Below are 19,366 nucleotides of genomic sequence, written 5' to 3'. Positions count from 1 at the left end.
CGCAACGACAGGAAGAGAGATTTTGCACATTGATATTAATGGAGTTATTGCGCAGTACGGCTATATCGCGCTGGTGATTGGCTGTATCGCCGAGGGAGAAACCTTTACCCTGCTGGGCGGCGTGGCGGCGCATCAGGGATTGCTACATTTTACCGGCGTGGTGCTGGCGGCGATGGCGGGCGGCATTATTGGCGATCAGCTGCTGTTTTACGTCGGGCGGCGCTACGGCTCGCGCATCCTGGATAAAATGCACAAGCATCAGGACAAAATCGTCAAGGCCAACAAGATGATTCGCCGCCGCCCGGAGCTGTTTGTGATTGGCGCGCGCTTTATGTATGGCTTTCGCCTGGTCGGGCCGATCATTATTGGATCCAGTCACCTTAAGCCGCTGAAGTTCTTTATTCTCAACGTGATTGGCGCGGCGATCTGGGCCCTACTGTTTGTCACCATTGGTTACTTTGCTGGTGAGATCGTTACCCCGTGGTTACATAAGCTCGACCAGCATCTCAAGCCGCTGCTGTGGCTGGTGGCGGCAGCGATTTTCGCCATGCTGGTGCGCTTTTTTATTCGTCGCTGGCACCATCGCCGCAGTGAATAAGCGCCACGGTTACGTTCTGAGATACTTTTGATCAGCAGGCGGTGTGCGCCGCCGCCTGCGCTTTCGTCCTCTGACGGGCAGGAATCTGGACCATTTACCCACCATTGACATCCCGTTGTGGCTGTTTGGCTATAGTTAACTTCTCTCCCTCCGGCAAGGAATATCATGACGGCTCCAAAACGACCTATTGGCGATCACGGCGTCATCGGCGATCTGCGCACCTGTGCTCTGGTGGCAAACGATGGTGCTATCGACTATTTCTGCTGGCCCAATCTTGACAGCCCATCGGTGTTTACCGCGCTGCTTGATACCGATAAAGCCGGCTTGTTTCAGATCGCTCCGCAGTGGAAAAATGCTCGCCGCCAGCAAATTTATCTGCCGGAAAGTAATATTCTGCAAACCCGCTGGCTGGATGAACAAGGCGTGGCGGAAATCACTGATTACATGCCGATTTGTCAGCAGGAAGATACCCTGCCACGCATTATTCGTCGGGTGAAAATGGTGCGCGGTGAGGCAACTTACAAGATGCATTGTTCGCCTAAAATGGATTACGCCCGTGCCGAAACCACGGCAAAAGTGGTCAACGGCAGCATCGCCTTTAGCGCCAGCGAGCAGCCCACGCTGCGACTCTCCGCCACGGTCTCGATGTCGGTAGAGGATAACGCCGCGGTGGCCACCTTCACTCTGAAAGCGGGCGAGCACGCCACCTTTATGTTTGGCAGCCATGACGATCCCCATCTTGAGCAGTTAACCACCCTGACCTGCTTCGAGGAGACGCTGCATTACTGGCAGAGCTGGAGCAAGAAAAGCAACTATCGTGGCCGCTGGCAGGCGATGGTCAACCGCTCGGCGCTGGCGCTGAAGCTGCTGACCAACTGGCAGCACGGTTCTATTGCCGCCGCCGCGACCTTTGGTCTGCCGGAAGAGCTGGGCGGCGAGCGTAACTGGGACTATCGCGCCTCGTGGATCCGTGACGCCTCGTTCAGCATGTATGCGCTGATGCGTCTGGGCTACACCGAGGAAGCGCAGCACTTTACCCAGTGGGTCGGACGCTGCATTCAGAACAGCCATAAAGACCGCGATCATTTGCAGGTGATGTACCGCATCGACAGCGGCACCGAGCTGCATGAAACCACTCTGCCGCATCTTTCTGGCTACGCCGGTTCAACGCCGGTGCGCATCGGCAACGAAGCCTGGAATCAGACGCAGCTCGATATTTACGGCGAGCTGATGGACGCCATCTATTTGGCCAATAAATATGGCGAGGCGATCAGCCATCGCGGCTGGGATTATGTGGTGCAGATGATCGATCATCTGTGCGAGCGCTGGCAGGAGCCGGATGCCGGCATCTGGGAGATGCGCGGTGAGCCGGAACACTTTCTTCATTCGCGACTGATGTGCTGGGTGGCGCTGGATCGCGCACTGCGACTGGGCATGAAGCGATCGTTATCGATGCCGTACGATCGCTGGGATCGTGTGCGCGGTGAAATCCGTGATGATATCTGGCAGAACTTCTGGAATGAGAAAAAAGGCCATTTCTCCGCTACCCGCCACGGCGATTTTCTTGATGCGTCGATGCTGCTGATGCCGCTGGTGCGGTTTGTTAGCGCCACCGATCCTGCCTGGCTGGCGACGCTGGATGCGATCAAACGCGATCTGGTCTCCGACGGCATGGTACAGCGCTATAACATTCACGAAACGCCTGCCGATGGTCTTAGCGGCGGTGAAGGCGCGTTTGCCGCCTGTTCGTTCTGGTACGTCGAGTGCCTGGCGCGCGCGGGCCGCATCGACGAAGCGCATTTCGAATTTGAAAAGCTGCTGAGCTATGCCAATCCGCTGGGCCTCTATGCCGAGGAGTTTGACGTACAGGGTTATCCGCTGGGCAATATTCCACAGGGATTAACCCACCTGGCGCTGATCAGCGCGGCGTTTTTCCTCAATCGTAAACTCAGCGGTGAAACCACGCAGTGGCAGCCGTAATCCCGTTCTGCACCCCGTTTATTCGGGGTGTTTTACGATAATTTACGCAAAGTCATTTAAGATCTGAAGATTGTTGATTTCCAACGCGTCTCAATGCACATATAATGTGCAGCCGGTCACAGCAGCCGAAATTGGGTTGACTCTCTAACAAGCCTGAAAAAGGCATTAACTACCTGAAAAAACATGAAAAAAAGTATTCGCGCGTTCTTCACAGTAGCCATCGCCGCCCTGGCTTTTAGCCAGTCCGCTTTTGCAGTGGTTTATCCCCTTCCGCCGGCTAACAGCCGCCTGATCGGCGATAACCTCGAAATTACCGTTCCGCAGGACAGCAAACTTCCGCTGGAAGCTTTTGCTGCGCAGTATCAAATGGGCCTGAGCAACCTGCTGGAAGCCAACCCAGGTATTGATGTCTATTTGCCGCAGGCTGGCCGGAAAATCATTATTCCTCAGCAGCTGATTCTGCCTGACGCGCCGCGTGAAGGCATTGTGATCAACAGCGCCGAAATGCGTCTTTACTACTACCCGAAAGGCACCAAAACCGTGGTGGTGCTGCCGATTGGTATCGGTGAACTGGGCAAAGATACGCCAGTAAACTGGACCACTACCGTGCAGCGTAAAAAGGATGGCCCAACCTGGACGCCAACCAAAAAAATGCACGAAGAGTATCAGGCACGCGGTGAAACGCTGCCAGCGGTTTTCCCGGCCGGTCCGGATAACCCGATGGGCCTGTATGCGCTCTACATCGGTCGTCTCTATGCGATTCACGGTACCAACGCTAACTTTGGTATCGGCCTGCGCGTCAGCCACGGCTGTGTGCGTCTGCGTGCTAACGACATCAAATGGCTGTTCGACAATGTGCCGGTTGGCACACGCGTTCAGTTCATCGATCAGCCGATCAAAGCCAGCGTAGAGCCGGACGGTTCGCGCTACGTTGAAGTGCACAACCCACTCTCCACCACCGAAGAGCAGTTCACTTCCCGCGAGCCAGTACCGTTAAGCATCACGCCAGCGGTCAGCAAAGTGGTGGTGGATGCCAGCGTTGATCAGGCGCAGATTGATGCCGCGCTGAAGGCACGTACCGGCATGCCGGTAAAAGTGAATGCCGCCGCCAGCGACATCAACAATGTACCGGTTCCGGTCGCGCAGGCGCCTGGCGCCCAGCCGCAGGAACAGCCAATGACACCCGCCACCACGCAGGGTGCCAACATCATTAACAGTGATGCTGCGCCAGTGATGAACGGTGATCAGCCGTCACAGCCTGCGCCGGTAATGAACGGTGAACAGCCTTCACAACCTGCGCCAGTGATGAACGGCGAGCAGCCAGCACAGCCAGCCCCGGTGATGAACGGTGAACAGCCTTCACAACCTGCGCCAGTAATGAACGGCGAGCAGCCAGCACAGCCTGCGCCAGCGACCAACGGCCAGCAGTCGGCGCCAGTCAGCAATGGCAACGCCGCAGCGCCAGACACCGTGCCGCAGCCGCCAGTGCTTAACGGCAGCAACCCTTCCTGATGTTTTTCGGCCTCCTCCGCACCCGCGGAAGAGGCCGATCCCTTACCACTTCACGCCCAGCCCGGTAGTAAAGCGTCGTTCATTCAGCGTATCCCGCGTACCGCTCACCAGATTATGTCCATAACCCACATTTAGCGTTGACCAGCTGGTCAGGGCAAAACGCAGGCCCACTTCGCCGTTTAGGGTAAAAATGCCGTCTTCATCAATGGAATGCGTCACGTCGCCATGGCTGAACAACGTCAGCGTTTTGCCACGAAGGTAGCGCTCATAATCCCAGTGCAGCGTGCCGCCAAAATTGCGATCGCGGCTGCCGTCGCTGTAACCATATTCGAATACCCCGGCCAGCAATGACAGCGAGAACGATCCCAGCTCATTATCCCAGAACTGATAGCCCGGCCCGGTGCCTATTACCGCCTGATGCGAGAGATCTTCAACCCAGTCGCGCCGCCAGTTCAGGCGGCCCTGCCAGAAATATTGCTCGCGAAAGCGATAGTCCAGCGCATAACGCAGGCTGTAGTTATCGGTATTGATCGAGTCATTCTCTTTTTCGCGATTGAACGTGCTGCCAAAATCGTGTCGCCAGCGACCCTGGGTAATTTTATTATTCAGCGCAAAATTGTAATCCTGTGTACGGGTTGAGGCTTTCAGCAGCTTGATATTGACGTCAACATTGCCGCCCCAGTTGAGCTGGTCGCTGCGCACCTTCGCCTTCATAAATTCATCCACCCGGCTGACCGACACCGTTTCAATGGCATCGTCGCGCTGCACGTCGATATAGCCAGGATCGGAGGCAATGAGCCGCACGCGGTATGCTTCTTTGGTGGTGGAGTTGCGCAGCTCAATGGCGTTGTTACTCGCCAGGGTGCTCACTTCCGTCCAGTTAATCGACAGCGTGCCTGCGTAGGTGGTATCCATAACCAGCTTGCCATCGCTCAATGAGCGTATGGTGCCGTTAATCCGATCGCCGTTGCGCATCCATACCGTATCGGCCTGGACGCCAGAGCTTAGCGCCATCAACAACAGGCCGGTCAAAACAACTAAACATCTCATTAGCGGATCGTTTCCTCATCGGCGCTGTGCTGCGTTAAGCCTGCCAGTAACCGGCGCCAACTGACAGCGGAGATCATCTGAAACAGCTAAAGACTGTAGCAAAATCAATTTGTTTCGCTTTCTGCTCTGCGGCAGAGGTTTGGATGCGTCATTTTACTGTCACAAAAAAGGCGTATCAGAAGCAGAGCTAACCGAATTCAAGGGTCCTGATGAGCCAGTACAGCCTGATTGCCGGACGCGCTACCGCGCCGCGCCACCGTTCCACCACCGTTATTGCGCTGCTGATTATTGCCACGCTGCTTTATGCTGCCTTCAGCCTGTTGCAGGAATGGCAGCAGAGCGGCGGAAATGCCGCGCTGCCGTGGATGCTGTTAGCGCTGCTGACCGCACTGGCCTTTGAATTTGTTAACGGTTTTCATGATACCGCCAACGCGGTAGCCACGGTGATTTATACCCGCTCGCTGTCGCCCACCACGGCGGTGATCTGGTCCGGTATCTGCAACTTTCTCGGCGTGCTGCTCTCCAGCGGCGTGGTGGCCTTCGGCATGATCGCGCTGTTGCCGGCTGATATGCTGCACGCCTCTGCCAGCGGCGACGGCATGACGATGGTGTTTGCGCTGCTGTTCTCAGCGCTGAGCTGGAACCTCGCCACCTGGTATTTTGGCCTGCCCTCTTCTTCTTCTCATGCGCTGATCGGCTCTGTCCTCGGCGTCGGCATGGCCAATGCGCTGTTGCACCATCACAGCCTGGCGCAGGGCGTTGACTGGCAGCAGGCGATCAAAGTGGGTTACGCACTGTTGCTTTCACCACTGGTGGGCTTTGGCTGTGCCGCGCTACTGCTGCTGGCAGGAAAAGCAGTACTACGCGATCGCCAGCTGTTTCAGGCGCCGCAGGGCAATCAGCCGCCACCTTTCTGGATCCGCGGTATGCTGATTCTTACCTGTTCCGGCGTCTCCTTTGCCCACGGCTCTAACGACGGGCAGAAAGGCATGGGATTGATGATGTTAATTCTGGCCACCACGCTGCCGGTTGGCATGTCGATGAATGCCGCACTCTCGCCTGAACAGAACGGGCAGCTCGCTGTACAGGTACAGGAGAGCCAGTTGCAGCTCAGCCGGGTCGTGCCGAATCAGTTACTGTTGGGCGATCCACAAAGCGTGCTGCAGCGCGATACCCTTGATCAACAAACACTGCCTGCGCTGGTGGGTTTGCTCAGCCGCATCGCCGCCGAGCTGCGGGAGTTTGGTTCGTCAGCCGACAGTCCCCCTGACAGAGCGCTAGCACTGCGTGATGCCATGCTGCTCGCCAGTGACACCATTGGCAAACTGCAGCGCAGCACGCTGGTGCTGCCCGCTGAGACCACACATAGCCTGATGCAGGTGAAGGTTGAGATGGATCGCGCCAGCCAGGCCATTCCGCTGTGGGTGAAAATTTCCGTGGCGCTGGCGCTGGGCCTGGGCACGGTGGTTGGCTTTCGTCGCATCGTTATTACCGTGGGCGAACGCATCGGTCGCCAGCATTTGAACTATGCACAGGGCGCCAGCGCCGAACTGGTGGCAATGGCGACCATCGGCATGGCGGACGGCGCCGGTCTGCCGGTTTCCACCACGCACGTGCTGACGTCTGGCGTGGCGGGCACTATGGTAGCTAACCGTTCAGGCCTGCAAATGTTAACGCTGCGTCGGCTCGCCGTGGCCTGGCTGCTAACGCTGCCGGTGTCGATCCTGCTGGCGGCGCTGCTTTACCTGATTTTCAGTGGCTTTTAGCGAGGATACGCTGCTGCTGCATCAGCCGCAGAATCAGCGCCATTGCGCCCACCACCATCAGCGCGGCGGCCAGATAGACCGATGCGATGCCCCAGCGGCCAATCAATAAACCAGCAACCGGGCCGGTTAATCCCAGCCCCATATCAAGGAAAGCGGAATAGGTGCCGAGCGCCGATCCCTGATTCTGCTGCTCAACCTGTTTGACCGCCTCAACGCCCAGCGCCGGAAAGACCAGTGAAAAACCGGCGCCGGTGAGGAAAGCGCCGAAATCCACCAGCCAGATCGCATCTGCCTGCCAGATAATCAACAAGCCAATGCACTCCACCATGAACGAGATTAGCGAGACCTTCAGGCCGCCATGCTGGGTAATAAAGCGGCCCAGCAGCAGCCGAATTACCACAAAGCCCAGGCTGAACAGCGTCAGCGCAAAAGCGGCGCCCTGCCAGTCTCGGCTGGCATAATAGAGGGTGATAAAGGTGGCGATGACGCCAAAACCAATCGTACCAAGACCTAATCCGAGGCCATAAAACCAGACGCGGCTGAATACCTTGTGAAACGGAATTCGCTCCCCGAGCGCCACGCTTACTGCCGGTTTGCCGCTGGCCAGCACAAAACCCAGCGCACCCATCAGCAGCACCAGCGCAGCGAAGCCGTGCAGGCCAAAAAACGTGTTCAGCAACACCCCCAGCGGTGCGCCCAGCGCCATGGCAAAATAGGTCGCCACGCCGTTCCATGAGATAACGCGTGCGGTTTGCAGCGGACCCACAATGTTCATGCCCCACAACGTTGAACCGGTGCTAGTAAAGCTTTCGCCGATGCCGAGAAAGACGCGGCCCAGCGCCAGCAGGCCTAAGCTCAGCGCGGGCAACGAGGCGGCCAGCGCCGCAGCGATCGTCAACAGGCCACTGAGGCCACAGCAGACCAGTCCCAGCATCACCACGCGCTTCGGCCCGAGCTTATCGGCCAGCGTACCCGACTGCGGGCGGCTGAGCAGCGTGGCAAAATATTGAATGCTGATAATCAGGCCAGCCATAAATGAGCTGTAGCCAAGCTGGTTATGCACGAAACCTGGCAATACCGCTAACGGCAGGCCAACGGAGAGATAGCAGAAGAAGGTAAAAATAATAACGGAGAGAATACGCCGGTTAAGCTGGGCATTACTGAGGGGGGCTGATTGGGTCATAGCGAAAACGTAACAGATGTTATGAGTGTGTGAAGGAAAGGCCATCATACACTTAGCAGACTAATGGGTCGTGGATTTTTCTCTGCTGAGTTGCATCGCTATCTGGTTGATCGCGTCCGCAATGGCGCCGGAGGTGCGCAAAGTGCGAATGGTCGTGAACAGGGAATCTGCCTCAACGTAGTTTTTACGCAGATAGCCCAACCACTGTTTGATGCGTGCGACGTGGTAAAGCCCGGTGTCACCCTGCTTTTCCAGCACGCTGTAACGCTGAAGTAACTGCACCACCTCTGGCCAGGCCATCGGTGGTTCACGGTATTTAATCACGCGACTGAGGTTCGGCACATTGAGCGCGCCACGGCCAATCATCACCGCATCGCAGCCGGTGACTGCCAGACAATCCTGCGCGCTTTGCCAGTCCCAGATCTCACCGTTGGCGATCACCGGAATCTGTAGCCGCTGACGAATCTCGCCAATCGCCGCCCAGTTAATGCGCTCGGCACGGTAGCCATCTTCTTTGGTTCGGCCATGCACCACCAGCTCGCTGGCACCCGCCTGCTCCACCGCATCGGCAATCTCAAACTGCCGCGCGTCGGAATCCCAGCCAAGGCGAATTTTCACCGTGACCGGCAGATGCGCTGGTACCGCTGCACGCATCGCTTTTGCGCCGCGATAAATCAGTTCGGGATCTTTGAGTAAGGTGGCGCCGCCGCCGCTGCCGTTAACCAGCTTCGACGGACAGCCGCAATTCAGATCGACGCCCCAGGAACCGAGTTCAACCGCACGCGCGGCGTTCTCAGCCAGCCACTGTGGATGTTGTCCAAGCAGCTGGATGCGTACCCGCGTGCCGCTGGGCGTCCGGCTCTGCTGATGCAGCTCCGGGCAGAGACGATAAAACGATTTTGCTGGCAACAGCTGATCCACCACCCGTAAAAACTCGGTGATGCACAGGTCATAATCGTTGACGGCGCTGAGTAATTCCCGCACCAGTGAATCGAGTACGCCTTCCATCGGCGCCAGCAAAACACGCATTATTCGTTGCCGCGGTTACCGGTATTGCCGTTGGCGGCACGGCGCGGACGCGTACGGCGTGCGCCGTCAGCGGTCGTTGCCTGTGGCGCACGACGTTGGCCGCTGGCCGCTGCCGGACGATCGGAGGAAGCACGACGTTCACCGCCTGCCGCACTGCGATCGCCGCTGCTGCTGCTGCGACGCTCACCGCCAGCGGAACGGTCACGACCGCCGCCCTGTGGTGCACGACCGCGTCCGCCGCCGTTACCACCGCCACCGCCGCCACGCTGCTGGCGACCGTTAAGGATCGGCTCAGCTTTGATGCTTGGATCGGGCTCGTAACCGTCGATAGCCATACGCGGGATTTCACGCTTCAGCAGGCGCTCAATATCACGCAGCAGCTTCAGTTCGTCGACGCATACCAGCGACAACGCTTCACCGGTTGCGGCGGCACGGCCGGTACGGCCAATACGGTGCACGTAATCTTCCGGTACGTTAGGCAGTTCATAGTTCACCACGTGCGGCAGCTCTTCGATATCGAGGCCACGCGCCGCAATATCGGTTGCTACCAGTACGCGGATCTGACCTGATTTGAAATCAGCCAATGCGCGGGTACGTGCGCCCTGGCTCTTGTTGCCGTGGATCGCTGCGGCGGTGATACCATCTTTATTCAGCTGTTCAGCCAGATGGTTGGCGCCATGCTTGGTGCGGGTAAACACCAGCACCTGCTGCCAGTTATCACGGCCAATCAGGAAAGAGAGCAGCTCGCGCTTACGCTTCTTATCCACCATATGCACGTTCTGGGTAATCTGCTCAGAGGCGGTGTTGCGACGGGCAACCGAGACTTCCTCAGGATTGGTCAGCAGCTTCTCAGCCAGTGACTTGATCTCATCGGAGAAGGTCGCGGAGAACAGCAGGTTCTGACGACGCGCAGGCAGTCGGGACAGCACACGACGGATGTCGTGAATAAAGCCCATATCCAGCATACGGTCCGCTTCATCCAGCACCAGAATTTCGACCTTCGACAGGTCTACGGCGTTCTGCTGTGCCAAATCGAGCAGACGGCCCGGGGTGGCAACCAGCACATCAACACCGCTGCGCAGTTTCATCATCTGCGGGTTAATGCTCACGCCGCCGAAAACCACCATCGAACGCAGGTTAAGGTATTTACTGTAATCGTTAACGTTTTCACCGATCTGGGCGGCAAGCTCACGGGTTGGCGTGAGGATCAACGCGCGTACCGGACGACGCCCTTTAGGCTGGTCGTCGGCATTGCTCAGCAGTTGCAGCAGCGGCAGGGTAAAACCCGCGGTTTTACCGGTGCCGGTCTGCGCGCTGGCCATCAGGTCGCGACCTGCCAGAACCACAGGAATGGCCTGCTTCTGGATAGGAGTAGGTTCCTGGTAGCCTTGCTCGGCAACCGCACGCAGAATATCGGCACTCAGGCCGAGAGAATCAAAAGACATAAATGAGGCTAACTCCGGTCTCCGCCCTGACCGATATTCTCGGCGTAGTTTCCAGGGGGAAAAATGACGCCAGCCTGAGCTGACGTTTGAAAGGGGGCACAAACTACGGTGCGTAAGCGGCGGAGTATATCAGCTTTCGCACCGCACCGCGAGTCAGGGTTGCGTAAACAAACTTTCGCGATAACGAAACAGCTCGGCGTCAGTTTTGATGCTGAGCTTGCGCAGCGCCGACTGCTTCTGCCCACTGATGGTTTTGCGGCTGCGTTTATATTTCAGGGCAATTTCACCAACGCTCATGCCATCAAGAAAACAGCGCAGCACCTCCGATTCACGCGCACTGAGCGCGGCAACCGCCAGGCTGGTGCCGCTGGGCTCGCCTATCTCTTTGCGGGCATCCTGCATCTCCCAGTCGAGCATATCGGTGAGAAAGATTTTTCCCTGCGCCACATAGCGAATCGCCTTAACGATGGTTTGCGGATGTTCGCTTTTGCCGACAAACCCCTTGATGCCCGCCTTCATCGCCATGCGGATTACCGCCGGGCTTTCCAGCGAGGAGGTAAGCAGGATTTTCAGCCGTGGGTAGCGCGTCATCAAATTGCGAATCAGCGCCAGACCGTCGATTTCGCCCTCTTCCAGCATGTAATCCAGCAGCAAGACATCCGGGCAGCTGTCACGCAGCGCGGCCAGCAGTTCCGTAGACTGACCAAAACTGCCGGTCAGCTCCAGATCTTTTTCCATACTGAGAAAGTTTTGCATACCCCAGCGCACGATGGGGTGATCGTCGAGAATGGCAATACGGATTGTAAATGCGTGGTGTCTTGTCGCCATAGCCTGTTGCCCTTTAATAACGTCCCTGTTTGTGGCGCGACGTACAGCCGCCCTGTCCTGTCAAAGAAAAGCGGACGATGAGCTAACTTTCTTAAACCGCAGAGAAAAACAGGCAGTGACGGCGAAACAGAAACAACAAGGGCCACACGATGGTGGCCCTTGTTACGGCGGGAAAGACCCGTCAGGAACGTTTTTTAACGATGTGACGCGCCGGCTCTTTTGCCAGCAGCGAAACCACCGCAGGACCAGCCAGCATAATAATGCCTAAACCGCCGACCAGCAGGTTGTTGTGAACCACATGCGATACCAGAAACAGCGTGAGCATCGCGGCGCCAAAATAATAGGTGGTAGTTGCCTCTTCCAGAAAGTCCCCAATGGTGCGCAGGTGTTCAATGCGCTGGGTGATAATCATCGCGAGACAGACCGTGACATAAGCGGAAATCAATACCGTGCTGACTTCAATCAGCGCCTGATGTTTCCAGCCCCAAACCAGCGCCGCAATCAGCAGCAAATGCAGGGCAATATGTACACAAGTTTGTCCGGTGACAATCTGGATACGGTTAGACCATTTCATCAGTTTCTCCTGGCAGACCCTGCGGGTCGCCCAAGTGCAACCGGCGGATGTGCCGATGACGAATTTTTTCAGATTAACGCAAATTCAGATTAATACGCAATATTCTGCTGCCGACGTGCGCTGTTTGTGAGCAGCACTACAGTTTATTCTGCGGTCGCAGCAAATCGCGGCGCTATTATGCCACATTCAGACATAAATTTCCTCCGCTGTGCATTTGCCCTGGTTCATCCGACAGCAAAACTCGCCCTGAACCGTTATTCAACACGGGATAAACGCGCGCTTATTATTTGCTTTGGTCAGCGTTTTTTGTGACGGGCGCTACACTCTATCCTTATTAAAAAAGAAATGGAGAGCGCCTCAGGTATGTCACATAACGCGCAAGGATTTTCGTTTAAAGTCCTCACGATCAATACGCATAAAGGGTTTACCACTTTCAACCGGCGGTTCATTTTGCCGGAACTGCGTGAAGCGGTACGCGCGACCTCCGCCGACATTGTTTTTCTGCAGGAAGTGATGGGTACGCAGGCGATTCATCCGTTGCAGGAGGAGAGCTGGCCGGGCACATCACATTATGAATTTCTTGCTGACACCATGTGGAACGATTTTGCCTATGGCCGCAACGCGGTCTATCCCGAAGGCCATCACGGCAACGCGGTGCTGTCGCGCTTTCCCATCATTGAGTATGAGAACCGCGATATTTCAGTACCTAACAGTGAAAAACGTGGCGTGCTGCACTGCCGCCTCAAGGTGCCAGAGCGCGATATTGAAGTGCATGTGATGTGCGTGCATCTCGGCCTGCGCGACGCGCACCGCAACGCGCAGATGCAGATGATGTGCGACATGATTGCCGATCTGCCGCCCGATGCGCCGCTGGTGGTTGCCGGTGATTTCAACGACTGGCAGCATCGCGCCAATGATTTTCTGCAGCGCGGTGCCGGGCTGGAAGAGGTGTTCAGCCGCGTCAATGGACGCCCGGCGCGCACCTTCCCTGCCCGCTTCCCCATTTTACGTCTTGACCGCATTTATGTTCGCAATGCGGGCATCAGTCATCCGTGGGCGCTACCGGCGAAACCCTGGTCACATCTGTCCGATCACGCCCCGCTGGCCGTGGAGATCCATTTATGAGTAGTGAATGGCGCGACGGTAACCGTATCGTCCTGCTCGAAAACGGCGAGGAATTTTTCCCGCGCGTGTTTGAAGCTATCCGTCGGGCTCAGCAGTTCCTGCTGCTGGAGACCTTTATCCTGTTTGAAGATGACGTCGGCAATGCGCTGCATGAGGTTGTACTGGATGCGGCGAAGCGCGGCGTGAAAGTTGAAATAATGGTCGATGGCTACGGTTCGCCCGATCTCTCGCCTGAGTTCGTCAACAGCCTGACCTCCGCTGGCGTGCGCTTTGTCTATTACGATCCGCGGCCGCTGGTGATGGGCATGCGCACTAACGTCTTCCGACGTCTGCACCGCAAAATCGTGGCGATCGATGGTGATATCGCCTTTGTCGGCGGCATTAACTTCTCGGCCGAGCACAACATCAGTTTTGGCCCCGAGGCAAAACAGGATTACGCCATTGAGGTCAAAGGCCCGATTGTCGATGACATCACGCGTTACGTGCAGGATGCGATGGGCAGCGAACAGATTACGCGGCGCTGGCGCTATCATCGTCACCATCGGCCCGCGCGCAACAGCACGCCGGGCGATGCGCAGGCGCTGTTTGTCTGGCGCGATAACGATGAGCATCGCGACGACATTGAGCAGCATTATCTCGATATGCTGCACGAAGCGAAAACCTCAGTCACCATCGCTAACGCCTATTTTTTCCCCGGCTACCGCATGCTGCGTGAAATGCGCAATGCCGCACAGCGCGGCGTCACTGTGCGTCTGGTGGTACAGGGCGAACCGGATATGCCGATTGTCAAAGTCGGCGCCGAGCTGCTTTATAACTATCTGGTTGAAGGCGGTGTGGAAGTGTATGAATACATTCGCCGTCCGCTGCACGGCAAGGTGGCGGTCATGGATAGCCACTGGGCAACGGTGGGATCCAGCAACCTCGATCCGCTGAGCCTGTCGCTCAACCTTGAAGCTAACCTGATTATTCACGACAGCGATTTTAACCAGCGTCTGAGCAGCAACCTCGATCGGCTGATTGCAGAAGATTGCGTGCGCGTCGATGAAGCAAAACTGCCGAAGCGTAACTGGTGGCAACTGACGCGCGGCGTGCTGGTATTCCACTTTCTGCGCCATTTCCCGGCGATTGCCGGCTGGCTGCCGGCGCATACGCCGAAGCTGGCGCAGGTCGATCCGCCGGTGCAGCCCGAAATGGAAACCCAGGATCGCGTGACCCCAAATAACGAAGGAGCCAAACCCTGATGGCAAAGACACATTCGAAATGGCGAGTGGCCAAAAAAATTCTGACCTGGCTCTTTTTTATCGCGGTTGTCGTGCTGCTGGTGGTCTACGCCCGCAAGGTAAACTGGGAAGACGTGTATAACGTCGTCATCAACTATAACCGCTTTGCCATTCTCAGCGCCGTTGGGTTGGTGATCGTCAGCTATCTTACCTACGGCATTTATGACCTGATTGGCCGCGCCTACTGTGGCCACAAGCTGGCAAAAAGTCAGGTCATGCTGGTGTCGTTTATCTGTTATGCCTTTAACCTGACGCTAAGCACCTGGGTGGGCGGCGTCGCCATGCGCTATCGTCTCTATTCGCGGCTGGGGCTGCCGGGCAGCACCATTACGCGCATCTTCTCACTGAGTATTGCTACCAACTGGCTGGGGTACATTCTGCTGGCGGGCGTGGTGTTCAGCGCCGGCATGGTGCCGATTCCACCGGGTTGGTTTGTGGGTGAAGGCACGCTGCGCCTGATCGGTATCCTGCTGCTGATTTCCGTGGTGGTGTATCTCGGTTTCTGCGCCTTTTCCAAACGCCGTCGCTGGACCATCAAGGGGCAAAAGCTCGCACTGCCGTCACTGCGCATGGCGCTGTTTCAGTATGCAGTCTCCAGCGCCAACTGGCTGGTGATGGGCACGATTATTTGGCTGCTGCTGGGCCAGAAGGTGGACTATCCGATCGTGCTGGGCGTGCTGCTGATCAGCAGTATTGCGGGCGTGATTATTCATATTCCTGCCGGTATTGGCGTACTGGAAGCGGTCTTTCTGGCGCTGCTCAGCGGCCAGAATGTCTCTCATGGCACCATTATCGCTGCACTGCTCGCCTACCGCGTGCTCTACTTCATTCTGCCGCTGCTGCTGGCGTTGATCCTTTATCTCTGGCTGGAGAGTCGGGCGAAGCATTTGCGACAGCATAATGAGCGGAAAATGGAGCAGTCGCAGTAAATAAAAAGGCCGGCATTATGCCGGCCTTTTTGTTGTTGCTGCCCTGCCCGCTGGTTAGCGGCGGTTGCCAAAAATGCGCAGCAGCATCAGGAACAGGTTGATGAAGTCGAGATAAAGCGTCAGCGCACCCAGAATCGAGTAACGACGCAGATTCTCGCGGTCGTCAACGTCGATGCCTTCCCCAATGTTCTTCAGCTTCTGCGTGTCATACGCGGTCAGACCAACAAACACCAGTACGCCGATATAGGTAATCGCCCACATCAGCGGCGTGCTTTTCAGCCAGATGTTCACCAGCGACGCCAGCACGATGCCGATCAACGCCATAAACAGCAGGCTGCCCATGCGGCTCAGATCGCGTTTGGTGGTATAGCCATAAAAGCTCATCACGCCGAACATTCCGCCGGTGACCACAAAGGTGCTGGCAATCGACGAATAGGTGTAGACGAGAAAGATGCTCGCCATGGTGACGCCGGTCAGCGCTGAATAGAGCATAAACAAGGCGGTCGCGGTGGCGCCGCTGAGCTTATGCACCAGCCCGGAAAGCACAAAAACCAGCGCCAGCTGAGCAATAATCAGCCCAAAAAAGGTCACTCGGCTGGCAAACACCAGCTCCATAACCGCTGGCGTGCGGGCGGCAAACCAGGCAACAAACGCGGTAAGCAGCAGGCCGCAGGTCATCCAGCCATAAACCTGGGCCATATAAGTTTGCAGACCGGCACTGGCCTGTGAAGCAACGGAACCATTTGAACGTGGATATCGATCCATGATGCACCTCTGTTAGCTAAGGAGAAACAGCACTAAGTGTGGCACAGTTTTTCTGCCCTGCGCCAGCCAGCGTTAACGTCGCTGCATGCACTGTTGATAACGGCCATCAACACGCTGGGCGAACCAGGCGGTGGTCAAATTTCGGGTGATTTTCGGGCTCTTCAGCTTGATGCCGGGCAGCATTTCTCGCGGCAGCTTACGGCCAGCCATTTTATCAGCCAGCAGATAAACCTGCTTGTAAAGCGTGGTGCGGCTGAACTTTTCGCTGTCGCCCTGCTGCAGATCGCGACGAATTTCACTCTGGCTCATATCCAGCTGCTTCGCCAGCGTGCGCACCGCCAGCTCAGTGGTGCCGGGTTTATCACTGTCATAAAGGATCAGGTCGCCATCCAGCGCTAAATCCATGCCGGTTGCTCTGGCAACCGCAGCCTGGAACGCCGCATTGCGGCTGGCGTACCAGCCAGCGTTGAAATCGGCAAAGCGATAGAGCGGCGCGCTGTAGTCCACCGGATAACCCAGCAGATGTTTGGTACCAAACCAGACGCCACCGCGACGGCTGAATACCTCGCGACGAATGGAACCGTCGACCGGCCACGGGTAGCCCGCAGCGTGCGCCTCGGCAAAGGCGATGCTGACCTGCATCGGCCCGCCGGTATGCACCGGATTCAGGTTGCCAAACAGCGTCTGACCCATCGGCACCATATTGATAAAGTCATCAAAAATTTCGCTCAGCTCTTTCTCATTGCGCACTTTATCGAGGCGATCAGCGTAACTTTTGCCGTTTGACGAAGGGATCTGCAGCGCGGTACGCACCAGAAACGCCGGAATATGCAGCTTTGCCGCACGGCGGTTAATCTCGCCCCAGGCAATTTTCCCCAGACCCGGCACGGAAGATTCCGCATTCATGCCCGATTCCTGATCGGCCACCGCAATCACCGCACAGATATTGCTGGTGCTGGCATCCAGCTGCTGCGTACGGAATGCGGTATAGATATCGGTCGCCCAGCCCGCTTTATCGCTGACTTTTGCCGGCAGCAGCTTTTCGATCTGCGCCTTCACATCCTGCGGCTGACGTGCGGGCGCCTCCGGCGTTTTTTTACTGCTGCTACAGGCGGCAAGCAGCAACACCGTGGACACGGCGGCAAGGCGTTTTATGGTGGTCAATGACATTCCTGTTCCCTGGCAAGCTCAAAGTGAAGAACCTTACCACTCCCTGCCGCGCAATCCAGCAGATTAAACGGATTTTTCACTGCCGTTGCGCCTGTTAAGCCGCCGAAGTTGAACTATGTTTAGCGGTTCCAACAGGTAACAAAAGGTTATGCAATGCGAACGCTATGTCTTACCGCGGCGCTGGCACTTCTGCTCAGCGGCTGCGGCGCCAACAACACGCCGGCACAGGTCAACACGCCCGGTGCGCCGACCTCAGCCAAAATGAAAACCCTTGCCACCGGCGCGACGCTGATGCAGTCACGTCCGCCGATTGATGCCATCAGCACCTATCTCGACGGTTTTCATTTTTACAGCGGCGATAAAAATGGCCAGATGGAAGCGCACCATTACGTCACCGTGTTGAATGACGATGTGATGCAGGCGCTAATCTATGACGGCAATACCGCCGACGCGCGCTTAATGGGCGTGGAATACATTATCAGCGAGCGGCTCTATAAAACGCTGCCGGACGATGAGAAAAAGCTGTGGCACAGCCATCAGTATGAGGTGAAATCGGGCACGCTGATCGCGCCTGGCCTGCCGGATGTCGCTGATAAAGCGCTGATGAAAAAAATCGTCAACACCTACGGCAAAACCTGGCACACCTGGCACACCGATCGCGACAAAACGCTGCCGCTGGGCGTACCGGCCTTGATGATGGGCTTTACCGCCGACGGTCAACTCGATCCGCGTCTGTTAGCGGACCGCGATAAGCGCTTCAAGGTCGACAGCAAGGCGATCAAGGCACAGCGTGCCGATATTATTGCGCATCCGCCGGTGAAAGGCGCTAACGCCTGGCAGGATGGCGAAACTTACCAGCTACAGCGCGTGAAAGGCGCAGGCGAACAGAAACGGGGCAGCACCGGCTTTGGCCCGGCCGAGCAGCTTTCCGGCGACGGCCACCAGCACTGATTTACGCCCAGCGCGCAGCGGCCTGCTGGTCGCTGTCGCGGGCGTCCACCCAGCGTTCACCTTCCGGCGTTTTTTCCCGCTTCCAGAACGGCGCGCGGGTCTTCAGATAATCCATAATAAATTCAGCGGCGGCAAAGGCGTCGCCGCGGTGCGCGCTGCTGACGCCAACCAGTACAATCTCATCGCCGGGAAACATCTCGCCGACGCGGTGGATCACCGTGACGCGACCCAGCGGCCAGCGGCCACGGGCGGTGTCGACAATCTCCGCCAGCGCCTTTTCGGTCATGCCGGGGTAGTGCTCCAGCGACAGCGCCGCAACGTCATCGCCGAGATTATGATTACGCACCTTGCCGGTGAAGGTCACCACGGCGCCATCTTCATCATCGGCCGCCAGCCAGTGATACTCCTCCGCCATGGCAAAAGTAGCCTGCTCGACCCGAATCCGCGTTTGCATGTCAGCCTCCGGTCACCGGTGGGAAAAACGCCACCTCATCGCCCGCACGAATAGCGTGGTCGGGCGACACCAGCGTCTGGTTTACCGCCGCCAGCAGCTTGCCTGCATCGAGCGCCAGCGCCCAACGATCGCCACGGGCGGCCAGCGCCGTGCGCAACTCGGCCACGGTGGCATATTCCGCTGGCACCGTCAGGCTGGCGGTGCCGGTCAGTTCACGCACCTGCGCAAAAAACAGCACCTTAATCATGAGGCACCGCCTGGAAATCACCTGATTTGCCGCCGCTTTTACTCACCAGCCGCAGCTGTTCAATGGTGATATCTTTCTGCACCGCTTTGCACATGTCATAGATGGTTAACGCTGCCACCGAGGCGGCGGTTAATGCTTCCATCTCAACGCCGGTTTTGCCGGTCAGTCGACATAGCGATTCAATGCGCACGCGATTTTTCTCTGGCTCAGCCTGCAACGCGATCTCCACTTTGCTGAGCATCAGCGGATGGCATAACGGAATCAGTTCCCAAGTACGTTTGGCCGCCTGAATACCGGCAATACGCGCGGTGGCAAAGACGTCGCCTTTATGGTGACTGCCTTGCAGGATCATCGTCAGCGTGGCAGGCGCCATGACAACAAACGCCTCGGCACGCGCTTCGCGTACCGTTTCTGCTTTGGTGGATACATCCACCATGTGCGCCTCGCCCGAGGCGTTAATATGGGTAAATTGCGACATAG

The 19,366-nt window shown here is 57.1% G+C and carries 19 protein-coding genes; 8 read left to right on the top strand and 11 right to left on the bottom strand.

What is annotated here, in order from left to right; all coding sequences use genetic code 11:
* The first annotated feature begins 22 nt into the window (after positions 1-22).
* From EM595_RS05925 to EM595_RS05915, 3 genes are all read left to right on the top strand, one after another.
* A complete protein-coding gene (locus tag EM595_RS05925) occupies positions 23-598 on the top strand; it encodes a DedA family protein (RefSeq protein ID WP_067428952.1) in 576 nt (191 codons plus the stop codon).
* Between the two features lie 165 nt (positions 599-763).
* Positions 764-2,578, top strand: coding sequence for a glycoside hydrolase family 15 protein (locus EM595_RS05920; RefSeq protein ID WP_067428949.1), 1,815 nt, complete (start codon positions 764-766; stop codon positions 2,576-2,578).
* Positions 2,579-2,761: 183 nt separating this feature from the next.
* Positions 2,762-4,090 carry a L,D-transpeptidase family protein gene (locus EM595_RS05915; RefSeq protein ID WP_067428946.1) on the top strand — a complete coding sequence of 443 codons (1,329 nt, stop codon included), beginning with the start codon at positions 2,762-2,764 and terminating at the stop codon, positions 4,088-4,090.
* A gap of 42 nt (positions 4,091-4,132) precedes the next feature.
* Here the strand turns inward: EM595_RS05915 and EM595_RS05910 are convergent, their stop codons facing one another.
* Positions 4,133-5,140 (bottom strand): DUF481 domain-containing protein, encoded by a 1,008-nt coding sequence (locus EM595_RS05910; RefSeq protein ID WP_067428943.1) that lies wholly within the window; start codon positions 5,138-5,140, stop codon positions 4,133-4,135.
* Positions 5,141-5,349: 209 nt separating this feature from the next.
* On the opposite strand from EM595_RS05910, the gene EM595_RS05905 reads away from it, so the two are divergent.
* Positions 5,350-6,906 carry an inorganic phosphate transporter gene (locus EM595_RS05905; protein ID WP_067428933.1) on the top strand — a complete coding sequence of 519 codons (1,557 nt, stop codon included), beginning with the start codon at positions 5,350-5,352 and terminating at the stop codon, positions 6,904-6,906.
* Here the strand turns inward: EM595_RS05905 and EM595_RS05900 are convergent.
* The 5 genes from EM595_RS05900 to EM595_RS05880 all read right to left on the bottom strand — a co-directional run bounded on the left by EM595_RS05900 (position 6,893) and on the right by EM595_RS05880 (position 11,965).
* Positions 6,893-8,089 (bottom strand): MFS transporter, encoded by a 1,197-nt coding sequence (locus EM595_RS05900; RefSeq protein ID WP_067435215.1) that lies wholly within the window; start codon positions 8,087-8,089, stop codon positions 6,893-6,895. The genes EM595_RS05905 and EM595_RS05900 overlap by 14 nt on opposite strands.
* Positions 8,090-8,149: 60 nt before the next feature.
* Complete coding sequence (dusC, locus tag EM595_RS05895; RefSeq protein WP_067428930.1) at positions 8,150-9,118, bottom strand: tRNA dihydrouridine(16) synthase DusC; 969 nt, start codon at positions 9,116-9,118, stop codon at positions 8,150-8,152.
* Positions 9,118-10,563 (bottom strand): ATP-dependent RNA helicase RhlE, encoded by a 1,446-nt coding sequence (rhlE, locus tag EM595_RS05890; RefSeq protein WP_067428927.1) that lies wholly within the window; start codon positions 10,561-10,563, stop codon positions 9,118-9,120. The genes dusC and rhlE overlap by 1 nt, the downstream gene beginning before the upstream one ends.
* Before the next feature lie 153 nt (positions 10,564-10,716).
* Positions 10,717-11,391 carry a response regulator gene (locus EM595_RS05885; RefSeq protein WP_067428924.1) on the bottom strand — a complete coding sequence of 225 codons (675 nt, stop codon included), beginning with the start codon at positions 11,389-11,391 and terminating at the stop codon, positions 10,717-10,719.
* 181 nt (positions 11,392-11,572) lie between these two features.
* Positions 11,573-11,965, bottom strand: coding sequence for a YbhQ family protein (locus tag EM595_RS05880; RefSeq protein WP_067428922.1), 393 nt, complete (start codon positions 11,963-11,965; stop codon positions 11,573-11,575).
* A 363-nt stretch (positions 11,966-12,328) separates the two neighbouring features.
* Between EM595_RS05880 and EM595_RS05875 the strand changes: the two genes are divergently transcribed.
* The 3 genes from EM595_RS05875 to EM595_RS05865 are packed head-to-tail and all read left to right on the top strand — an operon-like array spanning position 12,329 to position 15,299.
* Positions 12,329-13,090 (top strand): endonuclease/exonuclease/phosphatase family protein, encoded by a 762-nt coding sequence (locus tag EM595_RS05875; protein WP_067428919.1) that lies wholly within the window; start codon positions 12,329-12,331, stop codon positions 13,088-13,090.
* Entirely contained in the window at positions 13,087-14,331 is a 1,245-nt protein-coding gene (clsB, locus tag EM595_RS05870; RefSeq protein ID WP_067428915.1) for a cardiolipin synthase ClsB, read from the top strand. Before EM595_RS05875 ends, clsB begins: the two co-directional genes overlap by 4 nt.
* A complete protein-coding gene (locus EM595_RS05865; RefSeq protein WP_067428912.1) occupies positions 14,331-15,299 on the top strand; it encodes a lysylphosphatidylglycerol synthase domain-containing protein in 969 nt (322 codons plus the stop codon). Before clsB ends, EM595_RS05865 begins: the two co-directional genes overlap by 1 nt.
* Positions 15,300-15,353: 54 nt before the next feature.
* Here EM595_RS05865 and EM595_RS05860 read toward each other — a convergent pair whose 3' ends face one another.
* Both EM595_RS05860 and EM595_RS05855 read right to left on the bottom strand, forming a co-directional pair.
* The gene (locus EM595_RS05860; protein WP_067428909.1) at positions 15,354-16,064 is read right to left on the bottom strand and encodes a Bax inhibitor-1/YccA family protein; all 711 of its coding nucleotides are present in this window, start codon (positions 16,062-16,064) and stop codon (positions 15,354-15,356) included.
* A 72-nt stretch (positions 16,065-16,136) separates the two neighbouring features.
* Positions 16,137-17,234: a DUF1615 domain-containing protein gene (locus EM595_RS05855; protein WP_067428906.1), complete on the bottom strand. Its 1,098-nt coding sequence runs from the start codon at positions 17,232-17,234 to the stop codon at positions 16,137-16,139.
* 153 nt (positions 17,235-17,387) lie between these two features.
* Here EM595_RS05855 and EM595_RS05850 point away from each other — a divergent pair, with 153 nt between their 5' ends.
* Positions 17,388-18,185: an OBAP family protein gene (locus tag EM595_RS05850; protein WP_067428903.1), complete on the top strand. Its 798-nt coding sequence runs from the start codon at positions 17,388-17,390 to the stop codon at positions 18,183-18,185.
* A 1-nt stretch (position 18,186) separates the two neighbouring features.
* Here EM595_RS05850 and moaE read toward each other — a convergent pair whose 3' ends face one another.
* Genes moaE through moaC form a run of 3 tightly spaced genes read right to left on the bottom strand, consistent with a single transcriptional unit; the run spans position 18,187 to position 19,364 of the window.
* Positions 18,187-18,639, bottom strand: a complete 453-nt coding sequence (gene moaE, locus EM595_RS05845) for a molybdopterin synthase catalytic subunit MoaE (RefSeq protein ID WP_067428900.1) — start codon at positions 18,637-18,639, stop codon at positions 18,187-18,189.
* Between the two features lies 1 nt (position 18,640).
* Complete coding sequence (gene moaD / locus EM595_RS05840) at positions 18,641-18,886, bottom strand: molybdopterin synthase sulfur carrier subunit (protein ID WP_067428897.1); 246 nt, start codon at positions 18,884-18,886, stop codon at positions 18,641-18,643.
* The gene (gene moaC / locus EM595_RS05835) at positions 18,879-19,364 is read right to left on the bottom strand and encodes a cyclic pyranopterin monophosphate synthase MoaC (protein WP_067428895.1); all 486 of its coding nucleotides are present in this window, start codon (positions 19,362-19,364) and stop codon (positions 18,879-18,881) included. The genes moaD and moaC overlap by 8 nt, the downstream gene beginning before the upstream one ends.
* Positions 19,365-19,366: the final 2 nt, after the last annotated feature.

The sequence above is a fragment of the Duffyella gerundensis genome, assembly GCF_001517405.1.
Taxonomy (GTDB): domain Bacteria; phylum Pseudomonadota; class Gammaproteobacteria; order Enterobacterales; family Enterobacteriaceae; genus Duffyella; species Duffyella gerundensis.
Note: the sequence above shows the minus strand (reverse complement) of the source record. Positions and strands in the feature narration are given on the sequence as shown.

Excerpts from the sequence above, each read along its gene's own strand:
- EM595_RS05920 (WP_067428949.1), top strand. The coding sequence starts at position 764 with ATGACGGCTCCAAAACGACCTATTGGCGATCACGGCGTCATCGGCGAT.
- EM595_RS05915 (WP_067428946.1), top strand. The coding sequence starts at position 2,762 with ATGAAAAAAAGTATTCGCGCGTTCTTCACAGTAGCCATCGCCGCCCTG.
- EM595_RS05910 (WP_067428943.1), bottom strand. The coding sequence starts at position 5,140 with ATGAGATGTTTAGTTGTTTTGACCGGCCTGTTGTTGATGGCGCTAAGC.
- EM595_RS05905 (WP_067428933.1), top strand. The coding sequence starts at position 5,350 with ATGAGCCAGTACAGCCTGATTGCCGGACGCGCTACCGCGCCGCGCCAC.
- EM595_RS05900 (WP_067435215.1), bottom strand. The coding sequence starts at position 8,089 with ATGACCCAATCAGCCCCCCTCAGTAATGCCCAGCTTAACCGGCGTATT.
- dusC (WP_067428930.1), bottom strand. The coding sequence starts at position 9,118 with ATGCGTGTTTTGCTGGCGCCGATGGAAGGCGTACTCGATTCACTGGTG.
- rhlE (WP_067428927.1), bottom strand. The coding sequence starts at position 10,563 with ATGTCTTTTGATTCTCTCGGCCTGAGTGCCGATATTCTGCGTGCGGTT.
- EM595_RS05885 (WP_067428924.1), bottom strand. The coding sequence starts at position 11,391 with ATGGCGACAAGACACCACGCATTTACAATCCGTATTGCCATTCTCGAC.
- EM595_RS05880 (WP_067428922.1), bottom strand. The coding sequence starts at position 11,965 with ATGAAATGGTCTAACCGTATCCAGATTGTCACCGGACAAACTTGTGTA.
- EM595_RS05875 (WP_067428919.1), top strand. The coding sequence starts at position 12,329 with ATGTCACATAACGCGCAAGGATTTTCGTTTAAAGTCCTCACGATCAAT.
- clsB (WP_067428915.1), top strand. The coding sequence starts at position 13,087 with ATGAGTAGTGAATGGCGCGACGGTAACCGTATCGTCCTGCTCGAAAAC.
- EM595_RS05865 (WP_067428912.1), top strand. The coding sequence starts at position 14,331 with ATGGCAAAGACACATTCGAAATGGCGAGTGGCCAAAAAAATTCTGACC.
- EM595_RS05860 (WP_067428909.1), bottom strand. The coding sequence starts at position 16,064 with ATGGATCGATATCCACGTTCAAATGGTTCCGTTGCTTCACAGGCCAGT.
- EM595_RS05855 (WP_067428906.1), bottom strand. The coding sequence starts at position 17,234 with ATGTCATTGACCACCATAAAACGCCTTGCCGCCGTGTCCACGGTGTTG.
- EM595_RS05850 (WP_067428903.1), top strand. The coding sequence starts at position 17,388 with ATGCGAACGCTATGTCTTACCGCGGCGCTGGCACTTCTGCTCAGCGGC.
- moaE (WP_067428900.1), bottom strand. The coding sequence starts at position 18,639 with ATGCAAACGCGGATTCGGGTCGAGCAGGCTACTTTTGCCATGGCGGAG.
- moaD (WP_067428897.1), bottom strand. The coding sequence starts at position 18,886 with ATGATTAAGGTGCTGTTTTTTGCGCAGGTGCGTGAACTGACCGGCACC.
- moaC (WP_067428895.1), bottom strand. The coding sequence starts at position 19,364 with ATGTCGCAATTTACCCATATTAACGCCTCGGGCGAGGCGCACATGGTG.